This is a genomic window from Arthrobacter sp. M4, assembly GCF_020251205.1.
In the GTDB taxonomy this organism is placed as follows: Bacteria; Actinomycetota; Actinomycetes; order Actinomycetales; family Micrococcaceae; genus Arthrobacter.
The window spans coordinates 294,756-318,159 of the sequence record NZ_JAIWYX010000008.1 but is presented as its reverse complement, the minus strand read 5'-3'; the positions used below and the strand labels follow the sequence as shown (position 1 = coordinate 318,159).

Below are 23,404 nucleotides of genomic sequence, written 5' to 3'. Positions count from 1 at the left end.
GGGTGCGACTTGCCCGCGATGACCAGCTGGATCGGGTGCTTCTTATCCAGCAGCAACGCCTTGAGCCGGTCCGGATCACGCAGCATCAGCGTCAGCCGCTTGTAGGTGGGCACCCGGCGGGCGAAACCAATGGTCAGCACATCCGGGTCCAGCACCGAGTCCGTCCAGCCCAGCTCCGCATCCGCAGCCCCACGCTTCTTCCACGACGCCCGCAAACGACGGCGGACATCATCCACCAACGCACTGCGAAGTGTGCGCCGAAGGGCCCACAGCTCCTTGTCATCCACTGAGTAGACGTTCTCCCAACCGGTGGCATCAACGTCCGTGCTGCCAAAGTGCTTGGAAGCCAAGGCACTCATCTTCGGATCGATCCAGGTGGGGACGTGGACGCCGTTGGTCACGGAGGTGATGGGGACTTCGTTGTGGTCAAAGCCCGGCCACAGACCGGAGAACATCTCCCGGGAAACCTCACCGTGCAGCCTGGCCACACCGTTGGCCCGCTGCGCCAGCCGCAGACCCATCACGGCCATGTTGAACACCGCCGGGTTGCCGCCCTCGTAATTCTCCCGGCCCAACTCCAGGATCCGGCCCACCGGCACATCAGGGGCCAGGCCCGCATCGAAGAAATGCTTGATCTGCACCGCCTCGAACCGGTCAATACCCGCCGGCACCGGCGTGTGCGTGGTAAACACCGTGGACGCCCTGCCCGCGGTCAGCGCCTCCTCAAAACCCAAAGGCTCCTCAGCGGACCCCGCCGCAGGACTCATCAACTCCTGGATCCGCTCAATCCCCAGGAACCCGGCATGGCCCTCATTCGTATGGAACACCTCAGGCGCCGGCGTGCCCGTCAGCCGCTGGAACACCCGCAGCGCCTTCACCCCGCCCATGCCCAGCAACAACTCTTGCTGCAAACGATGATCCCCGCCACCGCCATACAACCGGTCCGTGATCCCCCGCGCCGCATCATCATTAGCCGGCACATTCGAATCCAACAACAACAACGGCACACGCCCCACATCCGCACGCCAAATGTGCGCGCGGAGGGTTCGGTGGTTCGGCAGTGGGAGGGAAATGATCGCCGGCGAGCCGTCGGCTTCGCGCAGGAGCGTCAGGGGCAGGCCGTCCGGGTCCAGCACCGGGTACGTTTCCTGCTGCCACGCATCCCGGGACAGCGACTGCTTGAAATACCCCGCCTGGTACAGCAAACCCACACCGATCAACGGCACACCCAGGTCAGACGCGGCCTTCAAATGGTCACCGGCCAGAATGCCCAGGCCACCCGAATACTGCGGCAACACCTCCGTGATGCCAAACTCCGGCGAGAAATACGCAATACTCCGCGGCGCATCATCACCCAGCCCCTGATACCACCGCGGCTCAGACAAATACCTGTCCAAATCCTCCGCCGCCACACGCACCCGCTCAACGACGTCGCTATCCGCGCCCAGGGCACCCAGTTTGTCGCGGTTGATCAAACCCAGGAAGGTCAGTGGATCGTGGTTGCTTTCCTCCCAAGCCTCCGGCTCCAGGGACGCGAACAATTCACGGGTGGGCAAGTGCCACGACCAGCGAAGGTTCTTGGCCAACTTTGCCAGTGATGCGATGGATTCCGGGATGACTGTGCGGACACTAATCCGGCGAATAGCCTTCATTTTGCCACGCCCCCGTCCACTGGGACGTCGGCGGATTCGACGGCGGCCAAAACTTTGTTGTTTTCCATAATTACCTCCGAGAGGTTTCTTTCATTCATTGGGGGATGCGAGCCAAGCCAACGGCAGGAGCTTGGGGAACTCCGAATGCGCTGAGCGGCTGGGAGCATTGAGGGGCTGCGCGGCCATGCGGCCGGCGCCAAGGCGTAATTGCTGAGGCTCGCGCCGCAGGAGACGAAGCTGGCGCTGTCGGTGAGTGCCGTAGTCGTACTTGTCCGCCTGCTACGGCGCCTCGGCAAGGGAAAGAGTTCCAAGGGAGCCAGGCGCAAGGGAACGGGCAGCAAGGAGTCCAAGGGCCGCGGGATAGGTGGCGGGCATAAGGGGTGCTGCCGCGAGTTCGCTCACATGTCGCCAAGCTGCCGCCATGGTTCCCGGCTGGAATCGACTGCGTCCACGCATCGTGGCTACCTCCTGCTACCTGCGGATTAGAGACGATCCGCCGCGGTTGTGCCAGGAGGAAATCTCAATTGCTCTATATCGACGCGCCTTGTCGACGCGGTTCGATACCCGACATTAGGAGGGCTTGCCCGAGTGTGTCAAACGTCACATTGACTATGACGCGACCATGACTCATAAGGATCGGAGCACGGCATGCAGCGACATGTGACGTCATATGACCGTCCGGCGTCACAAAACAGACGTCACATGCCCGAGCGGTATGACATGGGGGCGGCCATCAACGGGCTCAGCCACAACGTGGGGCGTCCACGCCAAAGACGTCGCGTAGACGATCCGGAGTAATAACTTCCGCCGCAGTACCGATCGCGGTTCCTCGGCTAAATGCTTCAACGGGCAGTGACCACGTAGCCGTTCCTGCTCTCATGAAAGTCTTAGGAGCCGAGCACTGGCACTGTGTTAACGCCGGGTGAAAACACTGCCGGTTTTGCCGACCTAAACACAGCCAGTAGGGGTCGGATAGATTCCGAAGAAGTATGGACCTGAGATTCGTGAGCGGCGTTGCCGATGCTCGCGAAGGCGATGCCAGATCATCGAACCGGGCCTCTGCGATCCGTCATGTCGCCGGACTGTGGCGGATGAGCCTGCGGGATCCCGAACTAGCTGATCACGGGATCCCGCGGCTTCTGTACCTGCTTGACGTATCTGATCCTCCTCCGAGGAGGCCGGGCACCCAAGGGCGAATTTGCCAACCGACAATGATCCGCCCCGGGGGCCTTAGCTCTGACTCGAAGTCACCGTGCAGTCCGGTGTCAGTGGGAGAAGTTTGATGAGATCTCGGCGAGGGTGCGCCCCTTCGTCTCAGGCGCGAGCCATTGCGAGAGGACTGCGCCGAGTAATGCGACGGCGGCGGCTACGACCATGCTTGGGCCCATGCCGATGTTGCTGATCGCCCATGGCAGGGCGAAGGTGCCGAGTGCGGCTCCGATGCGGCTGAAGGCCGCGGCGAAGCCCATGCCGATGCCGCGCAGGTGGCCGGGGAATACCTCGGCCGGGTAGACCTGGGTCATCGTGGTGTAGCCGGCATTGAAGTAGGAGAAGGCGAGAAACAGGACGAGCACGAGGATCGCTGGTGCGTTCGCCCAGACTCCGATGATCAGCAGGATGCCTGCGCAGAGCCACTGCCCGGGGACGGTGAGGATTCGGCGGCCGAGCTTGTCAATCAGAAGCACGGTGGTGACAACGCCCGTGACCGCAAGTGCGGACAGGCCGACTCCACCGGCCCAGCCGCCGCCGAAGCCGAATTCGTTGAGCACCTCGTCCGCGAAGGTCGCGATCGCGAAGTACGGAGTGACCGCGCAGAACCAAAACCTGCGGTGAAGAGGGTGGTGCGCCAGTACTGCCTCGAGAACAGCATTCCGAAGGAGGCGCCCTTGATTTTGGTCCTACTCTCCGCGGCTTGGGCCTCCTGGAGCATCCTCAGATCGATCTCTTCGGTGATGCTGTTGTGCATCTGGGGCGATTCGACGTATCTGCGTGCGATCGCGAGTGCTTCCTCACGCCGTCCCTTCGTAATGAGCCAGCTCGGCGATTCGGGGAGGCCCAAGCGGGCGAGGAACAGGACGAATGCGAGTATCGTGCTCGTGCCGATTACGATGCGCCATGGGGTGCCGGCGTCGTGCAGGAGCGTGCCGATGATGAATGCCATCATGAAACCGACGTACCAGGCGATCAGAGTCAGCCCGAGCAACCGCCCGCGAAGCTTTGGAGGGGAGAACTCTGATAGCAATGGCCCACCGATTGAGTACTCGCCGCCGATCGCGACGCCCATGAAGAACCGGATGGTGGCCAGCTGGATCACGGCCCCCTCTCCGGAGGTTACGAAGAACTGGGCCGCCGAGGCGACCAAGAACAGGGCCATGTCCACGAGGAACATGGGCTTGCGTCCGAACTTGTCAGTAGCCCAGCCGGCCAGCGGGGAGCCGACGAAGATACCAACCAGCGGGCCTGCAGCGATCATGCCCAGAGATAGTGCGTCGAGCTGGAGATCTGACCGCATGAGTCCGGTGACAGGGCCGATGATTCCGAGGATGTACCCGTCGAGGAACATCCCGCCGATGAAAACAGCGACAAGCCGCACCATGAAGCGGCGTTTGAACCTGGAGCTGGTCTCTTTTGATATGGAGGGGTCGACGGAGACCGTCGTACTGGTCGGATGGATCATTGAGATTTGTTCCCTTCTGGCTTCAGCGCAAACCGCTGACGGCACAAGAGCGCCGTTTGCTAGATGCACGGATAGCCGCAGCCCTTAGCGACCGGTGGACGAGGCCGGCTGGCTCGATGCCAGCCGATATGGCCGCGCAGGACTCGCGAGATGATTTGGGCGTCGTCATGTATCACTGCTCTAAATGTGACATATGACTCATATATCAGAACTCTAAGGGTGCGATCCGCCCCGGTCAAGAGCTTGACAAGTTAGTTGGATGGATTCGTCGACTCCCACCGGGGCCTGTCTGAACCGGCGCAGGTTCCGTGCAGCGGTCATACGAGTTGCGGGGGCGCGTAGACCCGGACGCTTCCCGCTTTCGCGGCCTACATAGGTTAGTTCCGGGCCTTGGCCGTACTGTCCCGCACTGTCAGCGCTGCCCCTGCAAGGGACTGAAACCCACCAGGGTCTTCGCCGCGGAGGCGCCTGACCAAGAAGTCAGCGGCAAGGCGACCCATGGAACGCGGCTCAGCTGTCGCCGTCGTAAGTGGCGGGACGCTGCGTTCAGCGAAACCGTCGCTGGTGTTGATGGCGATGACGGACAGGTCGCCCGGAACCATCCAACCCTGGCGAGCGGCAGCCACCAGCAGTCCAGCGGTGGCCGCCTCATTGACGGCGATCAAGCCGGTGGTCTCCGGTGCCGCCTCCAGGATCCGCTCGAAGACTTCGCGACCGCCGGCCAGCGTACTCGCGGCGGGAAAAAGCCTCACGTGGACACCGTGTCTTTTCGCGGCGGCGTCCACGGCATCGCGCGACCTGACCATGGGTCCGTAGCCCGTATCCAGGGATTCCTGCGAATGCGTCATAAGGGCGATATTACGGTGGCCGAGGCTGGCTAGGTGGGCGACGGCGAGTTCGCCAATAGCCTCAAAATCGGCGTCAACAAAGGACCGTCCTGCTGTTTCCAAAGGACGTCCGATCATCGTGAAGGGAACTCCCATTTCTTCCAGGAGGGGTACCCGCGGGTCCCGGGAGCGGATCTCCATCAGGATGATGCCCTCCACGAGGCCCTGCGCCACGACGCGCCTGATCTCCTCCACGTCGTCCACTTCGATGGGCCACAGCAGCAAGTGATAGCCGTGGGCGCGGGCCTGTTCAACGGCGCCCTGGACATATTCGAACTCCGTGATGTTCATGCCATGCTCGCCCACGGGGAAAATCAGCGAAACAATCCCTGTCCGCTTGCCGGCGAGCCCCTGGGCCAACAGGTTGGGTGTGTAGCCGAGCTCAGCCATGGCCGCCAGGATGCGTTCCCGCGTTGCGGGAGAAATCGGTCGGGCACCGCTGAGGACGTACGACACCGTGCTCCTGGACACGCCAGCAAGGCGCGCAACATCGGCCATGGTTGCCAAAGCAATTCCCCTGTGAATTTGAGTGTGATCTCAGCCACTGTTACATACGGACGGCATGCCACGCGAGTTCCCGGCTCAGCCCCCTTGTGTTGGCAGCACGGGCCACTGGGAGTCGTCGGAGATTCGCTTGTTTTCCCGTGGGCAAGTGAGCGGGCCCGGAGTCTGGTCCACCAGTTCCGGCGGTACCAGCGCCTTGAATTCTTCAGTCAGGATCAGGTCCACGGACGCGTCGGTCCGCGCGTCCTGGAAGTAGTCCGTGCCAGCAAGGTTCCGCTGGATATTGAAGGCAGCGGCCTGCCCGCCGGCCCCGGAGACCACTACGCCCACGCCACGATAGCTCGTGCCCTTGTTGCTGACCTCCACTACCTTGTAGCCGCGGGCCACAAACTGGTCCGCCACCGACTTTGCAAGCCCCGGTTTGGACGTGGCATTAAAGACATTGAGGCTGACCTTGTCGTTGGGCAGGTAGTCGAACACCGCTTTGGGACAGAGAGCCGCCGGTTCGCGGGATTCGACGGCGGCAGGCACCTTGATCTGCCCGCTCATGACGGCGAGGGCGCCCACAACACCGGCCGCGATCAACCCCAACAGGAGGGCGAGCACGATGCTGTGGCCCAGGCGCCGGCGGAAACGGCCGGGATGGCCGTCGGATGGGGTGTGTGCGAGCAGCGTAGCGCGTAGCTCCGGTCCGGTTACAACTCGGTGCCCATGCAGGTGCATAGCGTCCTTCGGCTTCCTGGCCATCGCTGCTCCTTCCGCCTGCGCCCTTATCTGTTCAACGTGCACCTACCAACCCAAGTGGCGTGGCCGCACGGAATCTAATCGTCCAAAACCAACACCCTTGCGTGGATTGCTGAGCGCTGATGGAGCGCCGTGCGAACGGCCCGGTGAAGCCCGTCTTCCAAGTACATGGTGCCGTGGTAGAGGACAACGTGCGGGAAGAGGTCACCGAAAAACGTGGAGTCCTCGGCAAGCAGGGCCTCCAGGTCCAAAGTCCGTTTGGTGGTGACCAGTTCATCCAGCCGGACGGGCCGAGGCGGCAATGACGCCCAGTCCTTGGGCGTGTTGTAACCATGGTCGGGGTACGGGCGTCCCTCGCCCACAGCTTTGAAGATCACCCTGCCAGCCTAGGAAATTTGCCAGTCCATGTGAACTTGTGACCCGCGGCACAAGGCGGTTGTAGCCAAACGGTAATCATGTGTCGGACCGTATCGGCTCTCCGTCAGTCCGCATGGCAACTGACACAATAGTGCTATGACTGCTACCACGCCTGCGGCCGCGAAAGTCGCGACTCCTCCCTTGGCTTTGCTCCTTGACGTAGATGGACCGGTGGCCAGCCCGGTCACGCGTGATGTGAAGCCGGAGATCATCGCCGACCTTGTAGCCCTGGCCACGGCAGGCATCCCTGTGGTCTTTAATACCGGCCGCTCTGATTCGTTCATCCGGGAACAGGTCATGGGTCCGATGATCGCTGCAGGCATGCCTCCGGGAACCGTCATCCACGCCATCTGCGAGAAGGGTGCGGTCTGGTTCAGCTACACGTCCGCGGGTCCGGGGCCTGTGCATGTCGACCATGAGCTGGCTGTTCCCAAGGCTTACGGTGACGATGTCCGCCGCATGGTGGCAGAGGACTACTCCAGCCATATGTTCTTCGACGAGACTAAACGGGCCATGGTGTCCGTGGAGCAGCACCTCGACGTTCAGAGCGAGGACTACCTCGCGGAGCAGAAGCTCTTCGACGCCGAGGCATTGGATTTGATGGGACGGCATGGGCTGTCCGGCGCGAGGTTGGACCACCACTCCCCCGCGTCCGATGACACGGCCGACTACCGCCTTGACCCCACCATCATTTCAACGGACATCGAGTCCGTTCGGCTCGGCAAGGACCTGGGTGCCAGCCGCGCCGTCGAACTTCTTGCCGCCCAGGGGATTACGCCACAGGCCTGGGTCACCGTGGGTGATTCGCGGACGGACTACGCCATGGCAGACTGGCTGCATCACAACGACCACTCCGTCCAGCACGTGGATGTCCGTCCAGCCGACGGCATTCCAGTAAAGCCCTACGAAGTCCTCACTGCCGCCGATCTGGGGCTGGGCGAGGATGTAATCCACGACGATGCCGGCGGCGCCTTCCTTCGCAACTGGCGTACAGCCCATTCGGGCTGACAGCCCGCCCATCATTCCATCCATCTCTACAGCACCAGGGAGGACAGCCATCACTCAGCAACAAGTCCAGAGCATGGTTTACCACGGTGGTCCCGCGTCCGACGACGACGGCGCCATTGCAGAGGCATCGTCGGCTGCCGCCGTCGCGCGGCTTAAGACGCGCGACGACGTCGTCCGTCACAAAGGGCGATATGCGCTGCTCAACAGGGAGCGCACACCCCAGCAGGCGATGGTGGAGGACTTGTTGTTCGTTCGCTCAGTCCTGAGCGAAGCGGAGATCGACTTCATCCTGGTGCGCGGCAACGATCACCGACCCGTGATCGCGGTTGACTGGAAAGACCGCAAGGAGCTCCGGGACGCACTCGTTGAAGCCTGCTGGAATGAGCCGTTCTATTCCATGACGGTGGATTCCAAGAAGAAGTCCTCAGTCTTAGTGGCGGATGGCGAACTCTCACACAATCGCAAGGCCCGCATCTTCCGCCTGTACCGTCCACGTCTGGAGCCGGAGGGCGGCCTTGCCTACGGCGCATCCCTGGGTGTGCAGTTGGAACTGTGGAGCTTCGAGGGCAACCAAGTGACACTCCCCGTGGAGAACTCCCTCACCCGGCGAACCATGTTTGCCCACGAAGCCGTCCGAGGCACCGTCCAGCGCCACGGCCACACCTGGCCCACCATCGAGAACATGTTCGCGGACCACGCAAGCGACATCCGCTTCGACATCGACATTGTGTTCTCCTGGGTGGATGGCAACGACCCTGCGTACATCGCCGCCCGCCGGGCACGTGAAGCCGGAACTGTCCTGGGCGAAGGAGACGCACACGAGGCACGGTTCCGGCAAATTGACGAACTGAAGTATGCCCTCCGTTCGGTGTACATGTTCGCCCCGTGGATTCGCCGCATCTTCATCGCCACGGATTCCAATCCGCCGGCGTGGCTGGCGGAGCATCCGCAGGTGACCATCATCCGCAGCGAGGAGTTCTTCAGCGATCCCGGGGTGCTTCCGACGCACAACTCGCAGGCCGTCGAATGCCAGCTCCACCACATCAAGGACCTGTCGGAGCATTTCCTCTACTCCAACGACGACATGTTCTTCGGCCGCCCGGTTGGCCCGGACATGTTCTTCACGCCCGGCGGGATCACCAAGTTCATCGAAGCGGACACGCGGATCGGGCTGGGCGAGAACGACGCGGAGCGCAGCGGCTTCGAGAACGCGGCCCGGGTCAACCGCAAACTACTGTGGAACCGCTTTGGCCGAATCACCACCCGCCACCTGGAGCACACGGCGGCTCCCATTAGGCGGAGCGTCGTGGCTGAAATGGAACAGGAATTCCCCAATGAATTTGCGCGCACGGCGGCCAGCACCTTCCGCGCTGCGGACAACATCTCCGTGACCAATTCGTTGTACCACTACTACGCCCTGTTGACGGGCAGGTCCGCGACGCAGACAAACGCCAAGGTGAAATACATCGACACCACCCTGTGGTCCGGCCTGCACTACCTGCCGACGCTGCTTGCCAAGCGCAACGTGGACTTCTTCTGCCTGAACGACGGCAGCTTCCCCGAGGTGTCAGCCGCGGAACGACTGGAGCTGGTCACGGATTTCCTGGAAAAGTACTTCCCCGTCAAGGCACCCTGGGAAAAGTAAGTACCCTCCTAGCTGCCGGTGAGGACCGGCGCCGGCGTGTTGCGGCGGTGCGATGTCCGGCCGGAGTCTTCGGGAATCCGGATGCCGGCGGCGGCAAGCCGCTCCTGGGTTTCCTCCGGGCTGACGTACTCGCCAACCGTGGGTGAAGCCCCAATAGGCACCACCGAATGCACCACTGTATCCGCGTAGACGTGGACTAGGTTGAATGCCTGGGCACCGTCCCGGCCGCGAGTACCGCCTTGGGCGACATTCAGGTCCTGGGTGTAGCAGCTCGCCGAGGCCACGGATACCGGGATTCCGGCGAACGTGGCGGTGGTGGAGTAATGCAGGTGTCCACCCAGGATGGTGCGTACATCGGTGCCACGAACAACGTCCGCCAACGCACCCTGTCCACGAAGCTCCACCAGCACCGCCAGGTCCAGGACGCTGGGAATGGGCGGGTGGTGCAGGGCCAGGATGGTGCCGTCGGGCGCCGGGGTGGCGAGTTCCTCGGCGAGCCATTCCAGCTGTTCCTTGCTGATTTCGCCGTGGTGGAAGCCGGGCACGGTGGTGTCCAGCGTGATGATGCGCAGCCCGTCCACAGAGTAGCTGTGGTCCACGGGTTCATTCGTTCCGGGCTGGTCCAGAAGGCCTGTCCGGAAGTTGGCGCGGTTGTCATGGTTGCCCATTGCCCATACGACGCGGGCACCCATCAACGCGCAGGCGGGGTCCACGATCGCACGGAGCTTTGCGTAGGCCTCGGGCTCGCCTTGATCGGCGAGATCGCCGGTGAAAACCACCGCGGCAGGACGCACACCGGAGGAGAGGACTTCTTCAAACAGCTGGATGAGCTGGCCTTCACTGTCCACAGCCCCATAGAGGGCCTCCGGTCCACCCAGCAAGTGGGGGTCACTGATGTGCAGTACGACGTGTCTCGGCCGAGGGTACTCGGCCTCAATGATCTGCATTACAGCCTTATTTCATCTGTGGGAGACGGCGCCTCCCGTTCAATCCCCAGTTACATTTATGAAACCAGACAAAAGGCAAACACGGGGCAAACATTGACCGGAATGTTTCAAAATTCGGGAAATTCGAGTACATATACTGGGTATTCATTCGTTAATTCGGCGTGTCCCATCCAGTACTCACTTGCCTCTGGCGCCTCAGCTGATGGCGTCCTCAACTGCCTCAATAAGCTCAGCGTCGTCAGGCCCGACGGCGGACGGGAACCTGGCCAGCACGCTGCCGTCCCGCCTCACAAGGAATTTCTCGAAGTTCCATTTCACGCGTTGCGGAGCATCCTCACCCGCGGCGGTCAGCGCCGCGTAAAGGGGGTGCTGCTCCTTGCCCACCACCTTGGACTTGGCAGCGAGCGGGAAAGTGACGCCGTACGTGGTTGAGCAGAATTCTGCGATGTCGGCGTCCTCGCCGGGCTCCTGGCCGCCGAACTGGTTGCAGGGCACTCCTAGGATCTCGAAGCCCCTCGCCCGGTAGCGGCCGTAAAGCTCCTCGAGTCCGGCATATTGCTTGGTGTGGCCGCATTTGGAAGCGACGTTGACCACCATTACCGCTTTCCCCTCGAACTGCCCGAATTCCGCTTCAGTGCCGTCGTTCATGGTCAGCGGGATGCCGTAGAGAGGTGAAGTCATGGTGTGGGTTGGGTCCTCGGAACGTAGGGCGGGCGGACAACAGCCAACAATTCTACTTGGGCTACTTGGTGTTGCTGGCCGTCGCTGTGGCCGTGGTCTGCTCTACGGAGCCCGACGGCGACGCTGACGTCGTTGCGGACGGCACCACTGGTGCCGGCAGAGGAGCCGGCGGCGCTGTCGCGGGGCTCGACGGCGTGAGGGCTCCGGACGTTGCCGTTGGAGCGGGACTGGGCGCGGACGGCGCGGTGGTCACTGCCGACGTCGGTGTGGCAGCAGGTGTTGGAGCCGTGGTCGGCGGCGTTGGCGTGGCGGTCGGCGTTGGTGTGACGGTCGCAGAGCCGCTGGGCGTCCCCGTTGGCGTGGCAGTCGGCGTCGCTGTTGGAGTAGGCGAACCAGTCGCGGAGCCGCTGGGCGTCCCCGTTGGCGAGCCAGTCGGCGTCGCTGTTGGAGTAGGCGAACCAGTCGCGGAGCCGCTGGGCGTCCCGGTCGGCGAGCCAGTCGGCGTCGCTGTTGGAGTAGGTGTCCCAGTCGCGGAGCCGCTGGGCGTCCCGGTTGGCGAGCCAGTCGGCGTCGCTGCTGGTGTCGGCGTAGGAGCCGGCCGCTCAAGTTCGCCGCCACCTACGCTCGGTGACGAGGGGTCCACAACCGGAACGGCCCAGACGGGCGTCGTCGGTGATGGTGTGTTGCTTCCGGGCGCGTAGCTGACCATCGGGATGTCGTCCAGCGAATCAACTTGTCGGATGGGCAGGAGCGTCCAGTTCATGGGGTTCGTGTGGAGACCGTTGACGATGGTCTCGAAGTGGAGGTGGCAGCCGGTGGAGGAGCCCGTTGTGCCAACGCGGGCAATCACCTCGCCCACCCGAACCGACTGGCCCGTGGTCACCCCGATGCCCTGCAGGTGGTTGTACGTGGTGATCAGCCCGTTGCCGTGGTCGATCTCCACCCGGTTCCCACCGCCCCAGGGGTGCCAACCAACGGCCCGCACCACGCCGGCGTCGGCTGCGTAAACACGGGTTCCGCAAGCCGCGGCGAAATCCTGACCCCAGTGGAACTCCCCGGCGACACCAGTGAAGGGGTCCACGCGAAGTCCATACGGCGAACTCGGGCTTAGGACCTCCAGTGGAGCACTGAGAAAGCCAGCTGAAGGACGCTTTAGGTCCGCTGAAGCCACCGTCAAACGGTGGGTTCCGTCCTTCGCGATGGTCTGGACGGGCGATCGCTCGAAGGACACGATGGCCGCAGGGTCGGCGCGGACGACTGTTACGGGAGTTGCCGCAGCGGATGGAATGACGGAAGAGGTCACGGCCGGAGCGGCACCGGGACTTCCGGTTTCCAGCAGCACCGGAGCAACAACACCACTGGCATCGGACCCATCGGCGCCAGCGGGCAGCACGGTCCACGACTGGAAGCCATAGCTCAACAGCGCAGCTCCGGAGATCAGAACCGCCGTTGCTGCCCGGCCGAACCATCCAGACCGCCCTAGGCGGTCATAAAGGCCCGTCTCCTGGTGTTTTCCCACTGCCGAACTCCCCGATGAAGCCATTGCCGGAAAACCGCAGTCCGGCAAGCTTCATCAATTGTGGCGGCAAGTCCAGCCAAAAGGAAACAGCGCGGCTCGAACAGGGGGCTGTTAGTTTGCTGTGAATCGGGCTCAGCCCAGGTTCTCTTTGAGAAGATTGCGGTGTTCCACGGCGGCGGCAGCGTACAGCGTTCGGCCCGCTTCGGTGAGTTCCAGGAAGAGTGACCGGCGATCATCGGCGCAGGACAGGCGGGTCAAGAGCCCCGCCTTCTCAAGCCTGTCAACCACTTTGGAGACGGCGCTTTGGGACATGGGAGTGCGTTCGCCCAGTTCCTTCATGCGGCAATGCGGCTGCTCGTTCTCGGCCACAAGATCCAGGATCTCGAACTCGTTGAGTCCGATATTGAACTTGGCGTCCAGCACCCGATCCAGTGCGCATGACGTGCGGAAGTACGCGTCCTGGATGCTGCGCCATTGCTCAACCAGCTGGCGGTCCTTCGTCGTTGCCATGCCCCCCATTCTAGGCGACCAGCGATTTAAAGTCCACGTCATAAAATTCCACGTCATATTCCTTGTCATTGAATGACGCGTCATATAGCTTGGTTGCCATGACATCACCCACCACCCTCGAACGAACAGCCGAACCGATCGCCTCGGCCATTCGCTGGACCCGCACCCAATGGCTCCTGCTGATGGTTGTCTGCACCGTCCTGGCCCTGGACGGCCTGGATGTCTCCATGGTGGGCGTCGCCCTGCCGTCCATCGGACACGAACTCAACCTTGGCACCGATTCGCTGCAGTGGATCGTGTCCGCCTACGTCCTTGGCTACGGCAGCCTCCTGCTCCTGGGAGGCCGGCTCGCCGACCTGCTGGGCCGCCGTCGAATCTTCCTTGTCGCCCTGTCCGTCTTCGCGGCCGCTTCGCTGCTGGGTGGACTGGTGAACGACCCAACCGTCCTCATCGCCACCCGCTTCGTCAAGGGCCTGGCTGCAGCGTTCACCGCGCCCACCGGGTTCTCGATCATTACCACCAACTTCGCCGAGGGCCGCGAGCGCAACAAGGCCCTTTCCATCTTCACCACGTTTGGCGCCAGCGGATTCTCGCTGGGCCTTGTGGTGGGCGGCCTGATGACCAGCCTGAGCTGGCGTTGGACCTTCCTGGCGTCCGTGCCGGTGGCCGTGCTGGTGGTAGTCCTTGGCTACTTCTTTATTCCCCGTGACACGCCGGATGCCAAGGACGGTGGCCACGACCTCTGGGGCGCCGTCACGCTGGCGCTCGGCATGCTGGGGCTCGTCTACACGCTGGTTTCCGCACCCGAGCAGGGCTGGGGATCTGTGGCAACAATCGCCGGATTCGTAGTCTCTGCCGCCGTGCTGGGGGCTTTCGCAGTCATCGAGAACAAGGTCAAGCATCCGCTTATCCGCTTCGGCATCCTCCGTGAGGGTTGGGTTGCACGGGCCAACCTCAGTGCAATCGGCCTCTTCGGCTCCTACTTGAGCTTCCAGTTCATCGTCACGTTGTTCCTGCAGTCCGTGCTTGGGTGGAGCCCCCTGGGTATGGCCTTGGCCCTGCTGCCTGCCGGTTTGATTGTCGCCACCAGTGCACCGTTCGCTGACCGCCTCATCAACGTGTTCGGCGCAACCCGGCTCATCCTTACGGGCCTGGTCTCGCTGGGGCTTGGGTACGTGCTGTTCCTTCGTGTTGGCACCACGCCCAACTACGCCCTGGACATCCTGCCTTCCATCATCCTGCTGGGCATCGGCTTTGCCCTGGCCTTCCCGTCGATCAACGTCCAGGCGACCGCCGGGATCAAGGACTCTGAGCAGGGCCTGGCGGCGGGCCTCATCCAGACCAGCACCCAGGTTGGGGCCGCTCTGGTCCTGGCAGTCACCACCGCCATCGTCAGCGGCCACCACGGCAGCGAAGTTCCATCTGCCGCCGCCATGCTGGACCAGTTCCGTCCGGGACTCATGCTGAGTGCCGGCGTCGCGATCGCCGCCTTGCTGGTGGCGGCGGCACCTGCCCGACGCCGGGCGGTCGCCCTGGCCGCCTAAAGGGACCGGTCCCCTAAGGGCACCGGTCGCCACAGGCACCGCGCGCCAAAGGCACCGCGCAGCTCAACGGCCGGACCGCCGTCGGACCCTCAGGGGACCGGCGGCGGTTGCCGTATTTCCACGCCAGCGGACCACTTGCCCTACTCGATTCCGTTCCGGGAGTACTCGTTATCGGCGCGGGATCTGTACATTTGTCGGCTGCCCGATGTCGAATTGAGCATGGAGAATGTGGCCAAGGTCCTGAAGGCTGAGCTTCGGCGCGCCTTCACGGGCCAGCCGGACGTGCCGCCAGACTGGGTGCGGCAGCTCGCAGACGGGTCCGACGCCGGCTATCACCTGCCCGGCTCCGCTGTGTGGGCCGTCCATGGATCCATGTCCACCATCGTTGCCGGGATCCGCGTGCTGTTGATGCAGTCCCTCCATCCAGGCGCCCTGGCAGGTGTTTACGACCACTCCGGATTCCGTCGTGACCCGCTGGGCAGGCTCGCCAGCACCATCCGCTGGATATTCACGGTCACCTATGGATCGCGGGAGGCTGCGGATGCAGCCACGCGAACCGTCAAGCGCATCCATGACAAAGTCCAGGGTTATTACGTTGACGCTCATGGCGCCACGCGCCGCTACTCGGCGAACGACCCGGAATTGCTCCGTTGGGTCCATGTGGCTTATGCAGATTCCTTCCTCGCCGCGCAACGGATCTGGGGGCGGCCGATACCGGGCGGCCCCGATGCCTACGTCCGTGAATGGGCCCAGGCCGGGCGGATGATGGGAATCGAGAACCCGCCGCTGACCGAGGCGGAAGTGAAGGCCGAATTGGACCGCTGGTACGACGCTGGAGACCTTCGTTCTGATGAGCGGTTGGCTGAGACCGTTGCTTTTATGCACCGGCCTCCGTTGCACCCGGTCCTACGGCCCGGGTATCGGATCCTGTTCGCTGCCGCCGTCGCCAGCCTTGAACCGAAGTATCGGGAGCTGTTGGGCCTATCCAAAGCCAAGGTTGGTCCGTTCCCGTTCCCCGCGATCCTCGCAGCGCGCGTGGTGCTGGGAATCATTCGGCTGTCCCTTGGCGGCGTGAGCGCCAGCGAAATGGCGGCCCGAAAGCGCCTTGAAAGGCTCGGTGTGGAAACCCAAAGCCCAACAGCGCGCGACACGGCAGCCCAGGGCTCAGCAATCTAGGGGACTACTGGTTTCCCAACGTCCGGCCTGCCTAAAAGTGAGTACCGAGTAGCCGAGGTACCGACGCACTGGGCGCCAGTTCGAGTACCCGCTACGGATGTGTGCACCTTTCCGCGGCGGTTAACTCGGAGGGAGGGTTGCTTCCCTAAGCCCAAAGGACGTGGTCATGGGAGTCGTTGAGGCTGCAAAAGCTAGGATTGGCGCACGCATGGCGGCTGGCACGGGCAGACGCGCCGTGGCCTTCCTGTGCGGCCTGGCTTTGGCGGTCTCCGCAGCGATGCTGGCCGCTCCCCTCTCTTCAGCCGATACGGCTCCGACCACCCCAGGGATTCCGCCAACCGTCTCGGCTGACGCCCTTCCCACGGTGCAGATTGACGGGGTGGTCTGGCAGCAGGCCATTGTTGGCAACACCGTGTACGCGGTGGGTGCGTTCAGCACAGCCCGCCCGGCTGGCTCAGCTCCCGGGGTTGGGACCACAGCCCGTGGGAACATCCTGGCCTACAACATCACTACCGGGAACCTCATCCCTGGTTTTGCACCCGTCCTGAATGCCGCGGCCTACACGATCAAGGCCTCGCCGGACGGTTCAGTGCTGTACGTAGGCGGGGATTTCACGGACGTCAGCGGGACCAAAGTCTGGCGGACCGCTGCCCTGGATGCCACAACCGGCGCTTTGATCCCCACGTTCCTGCCCAAGATGAATGCTTCGGTCAGGGACATCGCGGTGAGGGGCGGAACGGTGTATCTGGGTGGCCTTTTCACGGCTGTCGGTTCGACGCCCAGGCTGCGGCTGGCGGCGGTGGATGCTGCTGGCGTGCTGGTGGAAAGCTGGGCACCAGCGGCCGAAGGAGGGCGAGTCAACGCCGTCGAAGTTTCGCCTGACGGAACAAAGGTCGCGGTTGGCGGCGCATTCACCTCATTGAACGGTTCCAGCAACCCCGGCTACGGCTTGGGGATGGTGGATGCCGTCACCGGGGCAACCCGGGAGTTCGTGGCAAACTCGGCAATCCGCAACGGCGGACCGGACGCAGGGATCACCAACCTGTCATCAGACGGCACAAACCTGTATGGCTCGGGCTACGTCTTCGGCGGCGGAGGCAACCTTGAGGGGGCTTTCTCGGCCAATTGGTCAAACGGCTCGGTGAAGTGGCTGGAGGACTGCCACGGAGACAGCTACGGAACCCACGCGGCAGGCGCGGCCGTCTATGTAGTGGGCCACGCACACTATTGCGGGAACGTGGGCGGATTCCCGCAGGCCTCGCCACCGTCCTACCAGCGCGCGCTCGCCTTCAGTCGGAACGCTACGGGAGTCCTGAACAGAGACCCCACAACACCCTTCTACGCCAACTGGGCAGGAACTCCGGCGCCCAGCCTGCTGACGTGGTTCCCCGATCTTCAGGACGGTATGTTCACGGGCCAGAATCAGGGTCCGTGGACAGTCACGGGCAACGCAAATTACGTTGTCCTGGGCGGCGAGTTCCCCACTGTCAACGGCACGTCCCAGCAAGGCCTTGTGCGCTTTGCAGTGAAGGCCATTGCGCCTAATGGGCAAGGGCCACGGGCTAATGGGTCACGATTCAATCCCACGGTGCAGTCCCTTGCTCCCGGCACCGTCCGGATCGCGTGGAAAGCCAACTGGGACCGTGACAACGAAAACCTCAGCTACTCGTTGATCAGGGACAACAACGCGGCTGCTCCAATCTATTCAGCAACCGAGGCCTCCACGTTCTGGAACCGCCCGATTATGAGCTACACGGATTCCGGGCTTCCTCCAGGTTCCGTGCACAGCTACCGCATCCAGGCAACTGACCCGTTCGGCAATGTTGCGAGCTCCGAAACACTGACCGTCACTGTTGCAGGCACCGCAGCCGTTGGACCGTACGCGCAACGCGTCTTGCACGACGGAGCGGACGGTTATTGGCGGCTGGGCGGATTCGGCGGACCGGGACTCGACCTCGCAGGCCTCTCCAACGTGGTTCTGGCACCGGGGGTCGCTCCTGGGGTTCCTGGCGCACTGAAGGGCGACGCGGACACTGCCAGCAGTTTTGACGGCACGTGGGCCGGGTATGCCTCAACGCAGACGCCAATCGCGGGTCCGAATATCTTCACGGTTGAAGCGTGGTTCAAGACCACTACTACACTCGGCGGGAAGATCGTGGGATTCGGCGGCTCCAGCTCGGGGAACTCCGACGTCTTTGACCGTCATCTGTACATGGACAACAGCGGCAGGGTCTTCTTTGGCACCAACGGCCCACTGCTGGCCACGCTCAACAGCGGCGCCGCATTCAATGACGGCAACTGGCACCAAGCAACCGGCCAGCTGGGTCCCGGCGGAATGAAGCTTTATGTTGACGGGCAGTTGGTCGCCCAGCGCGCTGATGCCACCTACGGGGAAGCCCGCAGCCTCGGCTATTGGCGGATCGGCGGAGATACCCTGAGCGGCTGGCCGTCCCAGCCTTCCAGCCATTACTTCGCCGGGACCATCGACGACGTTGCCATCTACCCAACGGTCCTGGCGCCGGAAACCGTCGCAGCGCACTACCAGTTCGGGGCGTTTGGCACGCTTGCGCCGACGGCTTCCTTCACGTCGTCAACGTCCAACCTCACCGTGTCGGTCAACGGCCTGGGTTCAAGCGATCCGGATGGCGTCATCACGGCATACACCTGGGACTTTGGTGACTCGACGGGAGGCAATGGAATAGCCGCAAGCCACAGCTACGCCCTGCCCGGGGCCTACAACGTCTCCCTTACAGTCACTGACAACGATGGGGCCACCGCAACAACCACACATAAGGTAACTGTCCTGGCTCCCGCGGGCTCAGGCGTCCCGGGCGGATCAATCCCCATCGCCACCTCCCGTTTCCTGGATACGCGGAAATCCACGGGGGCTGTTCCGGGCGGAGGTACGGTCTCCTTCCAGGCCGCGGGCATGAACGGAGTTCCCGCCAACGCATCCGCCGTGGTTGTCAACCTCACCGTCACCGAAGCGCGGGCCGCGGGCTTCCTCACCGCCTACGCCTCAGGTTCGGAAACGCCCAACGCCTCCAACGTGAACTACGGCCCGGGCCAGACAGTGCCTAACCTCGCCGTTGTGCCGCTTGGACCTGACGGGAAGGTCACCGTCGCCAACACCTCCAGCGGATCCGCGCAGATCATCGCGGACATTTCGGCGTATTTCAAGGGAGGAAACCCGACGGCGGCAGGAGCCTTTGTGGCCATGGCACCTTCGCGGTTCCTGGACACGCGGAACTCCACCGGCCCTATCGCCGGCGGCGGAACGGCCGCCCTCCAGGTGGGCGGTGTGGGCGGCGTTCCCGCAACTGTCTCCGCCGTCGTCGTCAACCTCACTGTCACCGAAACAAGGGCCGCGGGGTACCTCACTGCCTACGGTTCCGGTTCCGCGTTGCCCAACGCATCCAATGTCAACTACGGTCCGGGACAGACCGTGCCGAACCTCGCCGTCGTACCCGTTGGCCCGGATGGCAAGATTGCAATCACTAATACCTCGGCGGGCACTACGCAGCTGGTTGCGGATGTATCCGGCTACTTCCTGTCCGGGGCTCCGGCTGGCTCCGGGGCTTTCGGCAGCATCTCCCCCACCCGCTTCCTGGACACGCGGACGTCCGCGCCGGTGCCCGGAGGCGGATCCGTCACCTTCCATGTTGCAGGCGTTGGCGGAGTTCCAGCCAACGCAGCGGGTGTTTGGGTGAACCTGACGGTCACGCAGCCCACGTCCTATGGGTACCTCACCGCGTACGCTTCCGGCCTCCCGACGCCCGACGCCTCCAACGTTAATTACGTATCCGGACTGACCGTCCCCAACATGGCCTACGTACCGATTGGCCCGGACGGGACCGTTACCATCGCCAACACTGAGCCAGGATGGGGTGCCTCCGTGCAAGTCATCGCGGATGTGGCGGGCTACTCGCTGAAATAGCAGCCCGCCACAAGGGCGTGTGGCTTAGATCAGCGCATCGGTCAGGTGGTTTGGGGTTCCGAAACGGTGGGCGGTGATGCTGACGGCCTGCTCATGCAGGAACGGAAGCATTTCGATGCGGCCGGCGGCGGTGACCTCACCGTGGTAGATCGCTACATCAGGCCGTCCACCCAGGGCGCGGCTCAAGTCAGAACTGTTACCGCCAATCAGGCGGATACGACCGTTGGTCAGGGCGTTGCCCAACGTTGCTACCCTAGCCAGCCACTCGCCGTCGTTCTCTATCCGGGACGAAACCGCAAGCTCGGCGAAGACGGCTGCAACAGCGTCAGGGACAGGGACGGACGAGGAAACGGTGACCCGTGATCCGGCCACGGCACCGGCCGCAACCACACGCAGCAGTTCCGCGAGGCGCCGGCCTTCGGAAAGGCGCACCGTCACAGGCACGGCACGGTAGCGGAAGATGTTGCGTTCCGCGGACAGGCCGGAGACGTCCTTGCGCGTTCCGAATTCCTCGGACCAGGCGGCGGCATCGCTCAGCAGTGCGCGCTTCAGCTCCTCAGCTTCGGATGCCGTCACGTCAGCAGTCATTTCGGCGGCGGCCACAATACGGGCGGCCGGGCCGGTGAGAGTAGCGCCTGGCCTGGGTTCGGGCTGGGCCGGAACCCAGTTGCCCAGGCCGATCAGGTAGTTGGGGCCACCGGCCTTGGTGCCTGCCCCAACAGCGGACTTCTTCCATCCGCCAAACGGCTGGCGCTGGACGATCGCCCCGGTAATGCCCCGGTTCACGTACAGGTTGCCGGCCTGAATGGTGTCCAGCCAGGTACCGATCTCCTCCGAGTCCAGCGCGTGGAGACCTGCCGTGAGTCCGTAGTCGATGTCGTTCTGGATGGCGATAGCTTCTTCCAACGTCTCCGCGGTCATGACCCCCAGCACAGGGCCAAAGAACTCGGTGCGGTGGAAGTAGGAACCACGCTTGACTCCAAAACGGACTCCCGGCGACCAAAGCCTGCCCGAATCGTCCAGCTTGCGTGGCTCAACAGCCCACTGCTCGCCGTCGCCCAGGGTAGTCAGGGCGTTGAGGAGCTTGCCTTTGGCCGGCTCGATGATCGGGCCCATCTGCGTGGTGGCCTGCTCCGGGAAGCCAACGGCCAGCGAACGCGTGGCGTCGATCAGCTGGTTGTGGAACCGCGGCGATTTGGCCACCGAACCCACCAGGATCACCAGCGAGGCGGCCGAGCACTTCTGGCCGGCGTGGCCGAAGGCCGACTGGACGACGTCCTTGGCAGCGAGATCAAGGTCGGCACTCGGCGTAACGATAATCGCGTTCTTACCCGAGGTTTCGGCAAGGAGCGGAAGGTCCGGGCGGAAGGAACGGAACAGTTCGGCGGTTTCGTAGCCGCCCGTGAGGATAACGCGGTCAACGCTCGGGTGGGAGACCAGCTGCGTGCCGAACTCACGCTCCTCGAACTGGACCAGCGCCAAGACCTCGCGTGGAACACCCGCGTCCCACAACGCCTGGACCATCACGGAGCCGGAGCGGCGGGCCTGCTTAGCCGGCTTGATGACGACGGCGGAACCGGCCGCGAGCGCCGCAAGCGTCGAGCCGGCGGGAATCGCCACCGGGAAGTTCCACGGCGGCGTCACCACGGTGAGGTTGGCTGGGACGAATGTGGCGCCGTCGACCTTTTCCAAGTCTTTGGCGCGTTCCGCGTAGTAGTGCGCGAAGTCCACCGCTTCGCTGACCTCCGGGTCGCCCTGTTCTATGGTCTTCCCGGTTTCCGAAGCCATCACTTCCAGCAATTCCGCGCGGCGGGACTGCAGGACGTCACCGGCGCGGTGGAGGACGGCGGCGCGTTCCGCCGCTGGCATGGCGCCCCATGCCTTGCCGTGTTCGACGGCGGTGGCGATGATCCGTTCCAGGTCGTGGCCACTGCGGACGGTGCTTTCCGCGACGATGTCGTCGCCCAGTGTGGAACCCGGTATGCGTTCCAGGATGGCGCGGCCCCATGCACGGTTGGCTGGAAGCGCCGGGTCGGTGTCCGGGGTATTGGCGAAGTGGTCTCTTGGGGCCGGGGCCGGCTGGACGTTCCTGTCCTGGGTGCGGTTCGGCAGCGGGACTGTGTCATCCAGCGCCTCCAAGGAGCCGAGGAAGCGCTGCTTCTCGCGTTCAAAGAGCTGTTCGTTTTCGCTTAGTTCGAACACCGCGGACATGAAGTTCTCATGGCTGGCGCCTTCTTCGAGGCGGCGGATCAAGTAGGCGATGGCGACGTCGAACTCGCCCGGGTGCACCACTGGCGTGTAGAGCAGCAGGCTTCCCACCTCCTTGCGGACCGCAGCGGCCTGTCCGGTTGCCATGCCGAGCAGCATCTCGAATTCAATGGCACCCTTGCCGTGGTCGGCGATGCCGCGCTGCTTCGCCAGCAGCCAGGCGAAAGCGATGTCGAACAGATTGTGGCCGGCGATACCGATGCGGACGTTGTTTACCCGTTCCGGCGTGAGGGCGTAGTTAAGGACGCGCTTGTAGTTGGTGTCAGAGTCCTGCTTGGTGCCCCAGGTGGCCAGCGGCCAGCCCTGGATGGAGGACTGAACCTGCTCCATGGGCAGGTTGGCGCCCTTGACGACGCGCACCTTGATGGGGGCGCCACCGTTGGCACGGCGTTCCGCTGCCCAGGCTTGCAGCTTTTGCATGGCGGCAAGCGCATCGGGGAGGTAGGCCTGAAGGACGATCCCGGCTTCCAAATTCTTGAACTCCGGCTGGTCCAGGATTCGGGTGAAGACCGCCATGGTCAGGCTGAGGTCCTTGTATTCCTCCATGTCCAGGTTGATGAACTTGGGTTTGGGGAAGGAGGCGGCCAGTCGGTACAGCGGCGTGAGCTTCTCCACGACGTGCTCTACGGCTTCGTCGAAAGCCCAGAGCGGGTGCGGTGCCACAGTAGAGGATTCCTTGATGGACACATAGTCGACGTCGTCCCTCGCCAGGAGCTTAAGGGTCCCCTCGAGCCTGCGGTTGGCTTCCTTCTCCCCGAGGACTGCCTCGCCCAGGAGGTTGATGTTGAGGTGGACGTTATCTTGGCGGATCTTGGCGATTGCTGGTCCGAGCTTTGCATCCGAGGCATCGACGATGAGGTGGCCCACCATGTCGCGGAGGACTTTGCGGGCGATCGGAATCACGACATTCGGCAACAGGGGAGCCGTCGCGCCGCCTAGTCGGACAGCACTGCGCATGTACCACGGGAGGAACTGGGGAACCTTCGGGGCGAGTTCCGCGAGCTTGCGGGCCGCCACTGACAGGTCCTCGGGACGGATGACGCCGTCTACGAAGCCAACGGTGAAGTCAAGCCCGTTGGGGTCCTTCAGGACTCCGGCCAAGCGCTGCGCAGAGATGTCCACGGGGTGCTCGGCTGCCTCAGCGAGCCAGCGCCGCACCAAGGCGACGGCCTCGTCGGCCAGGTGGTGGAAATTTGCCTCGCCGGAGCTGTGGAGGGCGGCGGCATCTCGCGTGGGAGTCGTCATGGAACTGGCTCTTCCTATTGTTTTGAAGGGGTCTGTTTCCACC

General features: G+C 63.5%; 17 protein-coding genes. 5 read left to right on the top strand and 12 right to left on the bottom strand.

Annotated features, from left to right (window positions below):
• From glgP to LD110_RS16130, 7 genes are all read right to left on the bottom strand, one after another.
• Positions 1 to 1,652: alpha-glucan family phosphorylase (gene glgP / locus LD110_RS16155; RefSeq protein WP_225499842.1), on the bottom strand; the 1,652-nt coding region annotated here is incomplete at its 3' end.
• Positions 1,653 to 1,931: 279 nt separating this feature from the next.
• Positions 1,932 to 2,108, bottom strand: coding sequence for a hypothetical protein (locus LD110_RS16150; RefSeq protein WP_225499841.1), 177 nt, complete (start codon positions 2,106 to 2,108; stop codon positions 1,932 to 1,934).
• An 809-nt stretch (positions 2,109 to 2,917) separates the two neighbouring features.
• Positions 2,918 to 3,421, bottom strand: coding sequence for an MFS transporter (locus LD110_RS23720; RefSeq protein WP_308012450.1), 504 nt, complete (start codon positions 3,419 to 3,421; stop codon positions 2,918 to 2,920).
• Positions 3,328 to 4,329: an MFS transporter gene (locus tag LD110_RS23715; protein ID WP_308012449.1), complete on the bottom strand. Its 1,002-nt coding sequence runs from the start codon at positions 4,327 to 4,329 to the stop codon at positions 3,328 to 3,330. Before LD110_RS23715 ends, LD110_RS23720 begins: the two co-directional genes overlap by 94 nt.
• A gap of 377 nt (positions 4,330 to 4,706) precedes the next feature.
• Positions 4,707 to 5,714: a LacI family DNA-binding transcriptional regulator gene (locus LD110_RS16140; RefSeq protein WP_225499871.1), complete on the bottom strand. Its 1,008-nt coding sequence runs from the start codon at positions 5,712 to 5,714 to the stop codon at positions 4,707 to 4,709.
• An 84-nt stretch (positions 5,715 to 5,798) separates the two neighbouring features.
• A complete protein-coding gene (locus LD110_RS16135) occupies positions 5,799 to 6,467 on the bottom strand; it encodes a LytR C-terminal domain-containing protein (RefSeq protein ID WP_225499840.1) in 669 nt (222 codons plus the stop codon).
• A 74-nt stretch (positions 6,468 to 6,541) separates the two neighbouring features.
• Positions 6,542 to 6,841 (bottom strand): type II toxin-antitoxin system VapB family antitoxin, encoded by a 300-nt coding sequence (locus LD110_RS16130; RefSeq protein WP_225499839.1) that lies wholly within the window; start codon positions 6,839 to 6,841, stop codon positions 6,542 to 6,544.
• A 136-nt stretch (positions 6,842 to 6,977) separates the two neighbouring features.
• Here LD110_RS16130 and LD110_RS16125 point away from each other — a divergent pair, with 136 nt between their 5' ends.
• Entirely contained in the window at positions 6,978 to 7,889 is a 912-nt protein-coding gene (locus tag LD110_RS16125) for a hypothetical protein (RefSeq protein ID WP_225499838.1), read from the top strand.
• Positions 7,890 to 7,962: 73 nt separating this feature from the next.
• Complete coding sequence (locus LD110_RS16120) at positions 7,963 to 9,534, top strand: stealth family protein (protein ID WP_225499837.1); 1,572 nt, start codon at positions 7,963 to 7,965, stop codon at positions 9,532 to 9,534.
• A gap of 8 nt (positions 9,535 to 9,542) precedes the next feature.
• Here the strand turns inward: LD110_RS16120 and LD110_RS16115 are convergent, their stop codons facing one another.
• The 4 genes from LD110_RS16115 to LD110_RS16100 all read right to left on the bottom strand — a co-directional run bounded on the left by LD110_RS16115 (position 9,543) and on the right by LD110_RS16100 (position 13,191).
• Positions 9,543 to 10,481: a phosphodiesterase gene (locus tag LD110_RS16115; protein WP_225499836.1), complete on the bottom strand. Its 939-nt coding sequence runs from the start codon at positions 10,479 to 10,481 to the stop codon at positions 9,543 to 9,545.
• A gap of 195 nt (positions 10,482 to 10,676) precedes the next feature.
• On the bottom strand, positions 10,677 to 11,162 hold the full coding sequence (locus LD110_RS16110) for a glutathione peroxidase (RefSeq protein WP_308012448.1): 486 nt from the start codon (positions 11,160 to 11,162) through the stop codon (positions 10,677 to 10,679).
• Between the two features lie 61 nt (positions 11,163 to 11,223).
• Entirely contained in the window at positions 11,224 to 12,681 is a 1,458-nt protein-coding gene (locus LD110_RS16105; protein WP_225499835.1) for a M23 family metallopeptidase, read from the bottom strand.
• Positions 12,682 to 12,813: 132 nt separating this feature from the next.
• Positions 12,814 to 13,191: a MarR family winged helix-turn-helix transcriptional regulator gene (locus tag LD110_RS16100; RefSeq protein WP_225499834.1), complete on the bottom strand. Its 378-nt coding sequence runs from the start codon at positions 13,189 to 13,191 to the stop codon at positions 12,814 to 12,816.
• Between the two features lie 98 nt (positions 13,192 to 13,289).
• Here LD110_RS16100 and LD110_RS16095 point away from each other — a divergent pair, with 98 nt between their 5' ends.
• From LD110_RS16095 to LD110_RS16085, 3 genes are all read left to right on the top strand, one after another.
• The gene (locus tag LD110_RS16095) at positions 13,290 to 14,735 is read left to right on the top strand and encodes an MFS transporter (protein WP_225499833.1); all 1,446 of its coding nucleotides are present in this window, start codon (positions 13,290 to 13,292) and stop codon (positions 14,733 to 14,735) included.
• Positions 14,736 to 14,954: 219 nt separating this feature from the next.
• Positions 14,955 to 15,911, top strand: coding sequence for an oxygenase MpaB family protein (locus LD110_RS16090; RefSeq protein ID WP_225499867.1), 957 nt, complete (start codon positions 14,955 to 14,957; stop codon positions 15,909 to 15,911).
• Positions 15,912 to 16,077: 166 nt separating this feature from the next.
• Entirely contained in the window at positions 16,078 to 19,848 is a 3,771-nt protein-coding gene (locus LD110_RS16085) for a LamG-like jellyroll fold domain-containing protein (protein ID WP_225499832.1), read from the top strand.
• 24 nt (positions 19,849 to 19,872) lie between these two features.
• On the opposite strand, the gene LD110_RS16080 is transcribed toward LD110_RS16085, so the two are convergent.
• The gene (locus LD110_RS16080) at positions 19,873 to 23,361 is read right to left on the bottom strand and encodes a proline dehydrogenase family protein (protein WP_225499831.1); all 3,489 of its coding nucleotides are present in this window, start codon (positions 23,359 to 23,361) and stop codon (positions 19,873 to 19,875) included.
• Between the last annotated feature and the right edge of the window lie 43 nt (positions 23,362 to 23,404).

Bases quoted from the DNA above. Each gene is read 5' to 3' on its own strand.
- LD110_RS16085 (WP_225499832.1), top strand. From the start codon at position 16,078: ATGGGAGTCGTTGAGGCTGCAAAAGCTAGGATTGGCGCACGCATGGCG.
- LD110_RS23715 (WP_308012449.1), bottom strand. From the start codon at position 4,329: ATGATCCATCCGACCAGTACGACGGTCTCCGTCGACCCCTCCATATCA.
- LD110_RS16150 (WP_225499841.1), bottom strand. From the start codon at position 2,108: ATGCGTGGACGCAGTCGATTCCAGCCGGGAACCATGGCGGCAGCTTGG.
- LD110_RS16120 (WP_225499837.1), top strand. From the start codon at position 7,963: ATGGTTTACCACGGTGGTCCCGCGTCCGACGACGACGGCGCCATTGCA.
- LD110_RS16135 (WP_225499840.1), bottom strand. From the start codon at position 6,467: ATGGCCAGGAAGCCGAAGGACGCTATGCACCTGCATGGGCACCGAGTT.
- LD110_RS16125 (WP_225499838.1), top strand. From the start codon at position 6,978: ATGACTGCTACCACGCCTGCGGCCGCGAAAGTCGCGACTCCTCCCTTG.
- LD110_RS16095 (WP_225499833.1), top strand. From the start codon at position 13,290: ATGACATCACCCACCACCCTCGAACGAACAGCCGAACCGATCGCCTCG.
- LD110_RS16090 (WP_225499867.1), top strand. From the start codon at position 14,955: ATGGAGAATGTGGCCAAGGTCCTGAAGGCTGAGCTTCGGCGCGCCTTC.
- LD110_RS16115 (WP_225499836.1), bottom strand. From the start codon at position 10,481: ATGCAGATCATTGAGGCCGAGTACCCTCGGCCGAGACACGTCGTACTG.
- LD110_RS16140 (WP_225499871.1), bottom strand. From the start codon at position 5,714: ATGGCCGATGTTGCGCGCCTTGCTGGCGTGTCCAGGAGCACGGTGTCG.
- LD110_RS16100 (WP_225499834.1), bottom strand. From the start codon at position 13,191: ATGGCAACGACGAAGGACCGCCAGCTGGTTGAGCAATGGCGCAGCATC.
- LD110_RS16110 (WP_308012448.1), bottom strand. From the start codon at position 11,162: ATGACTTCACCTCTCTACGGCATCCCGCTGACCATGAACGACGGCACT.
- LD110_RS16080 (WP_225499831.1), bottom strand. From the start codon at position 23,361: ATGACGACTCCCACGCGAGATGCCGCCGCCCTCCACAGCTCCGGCGAG.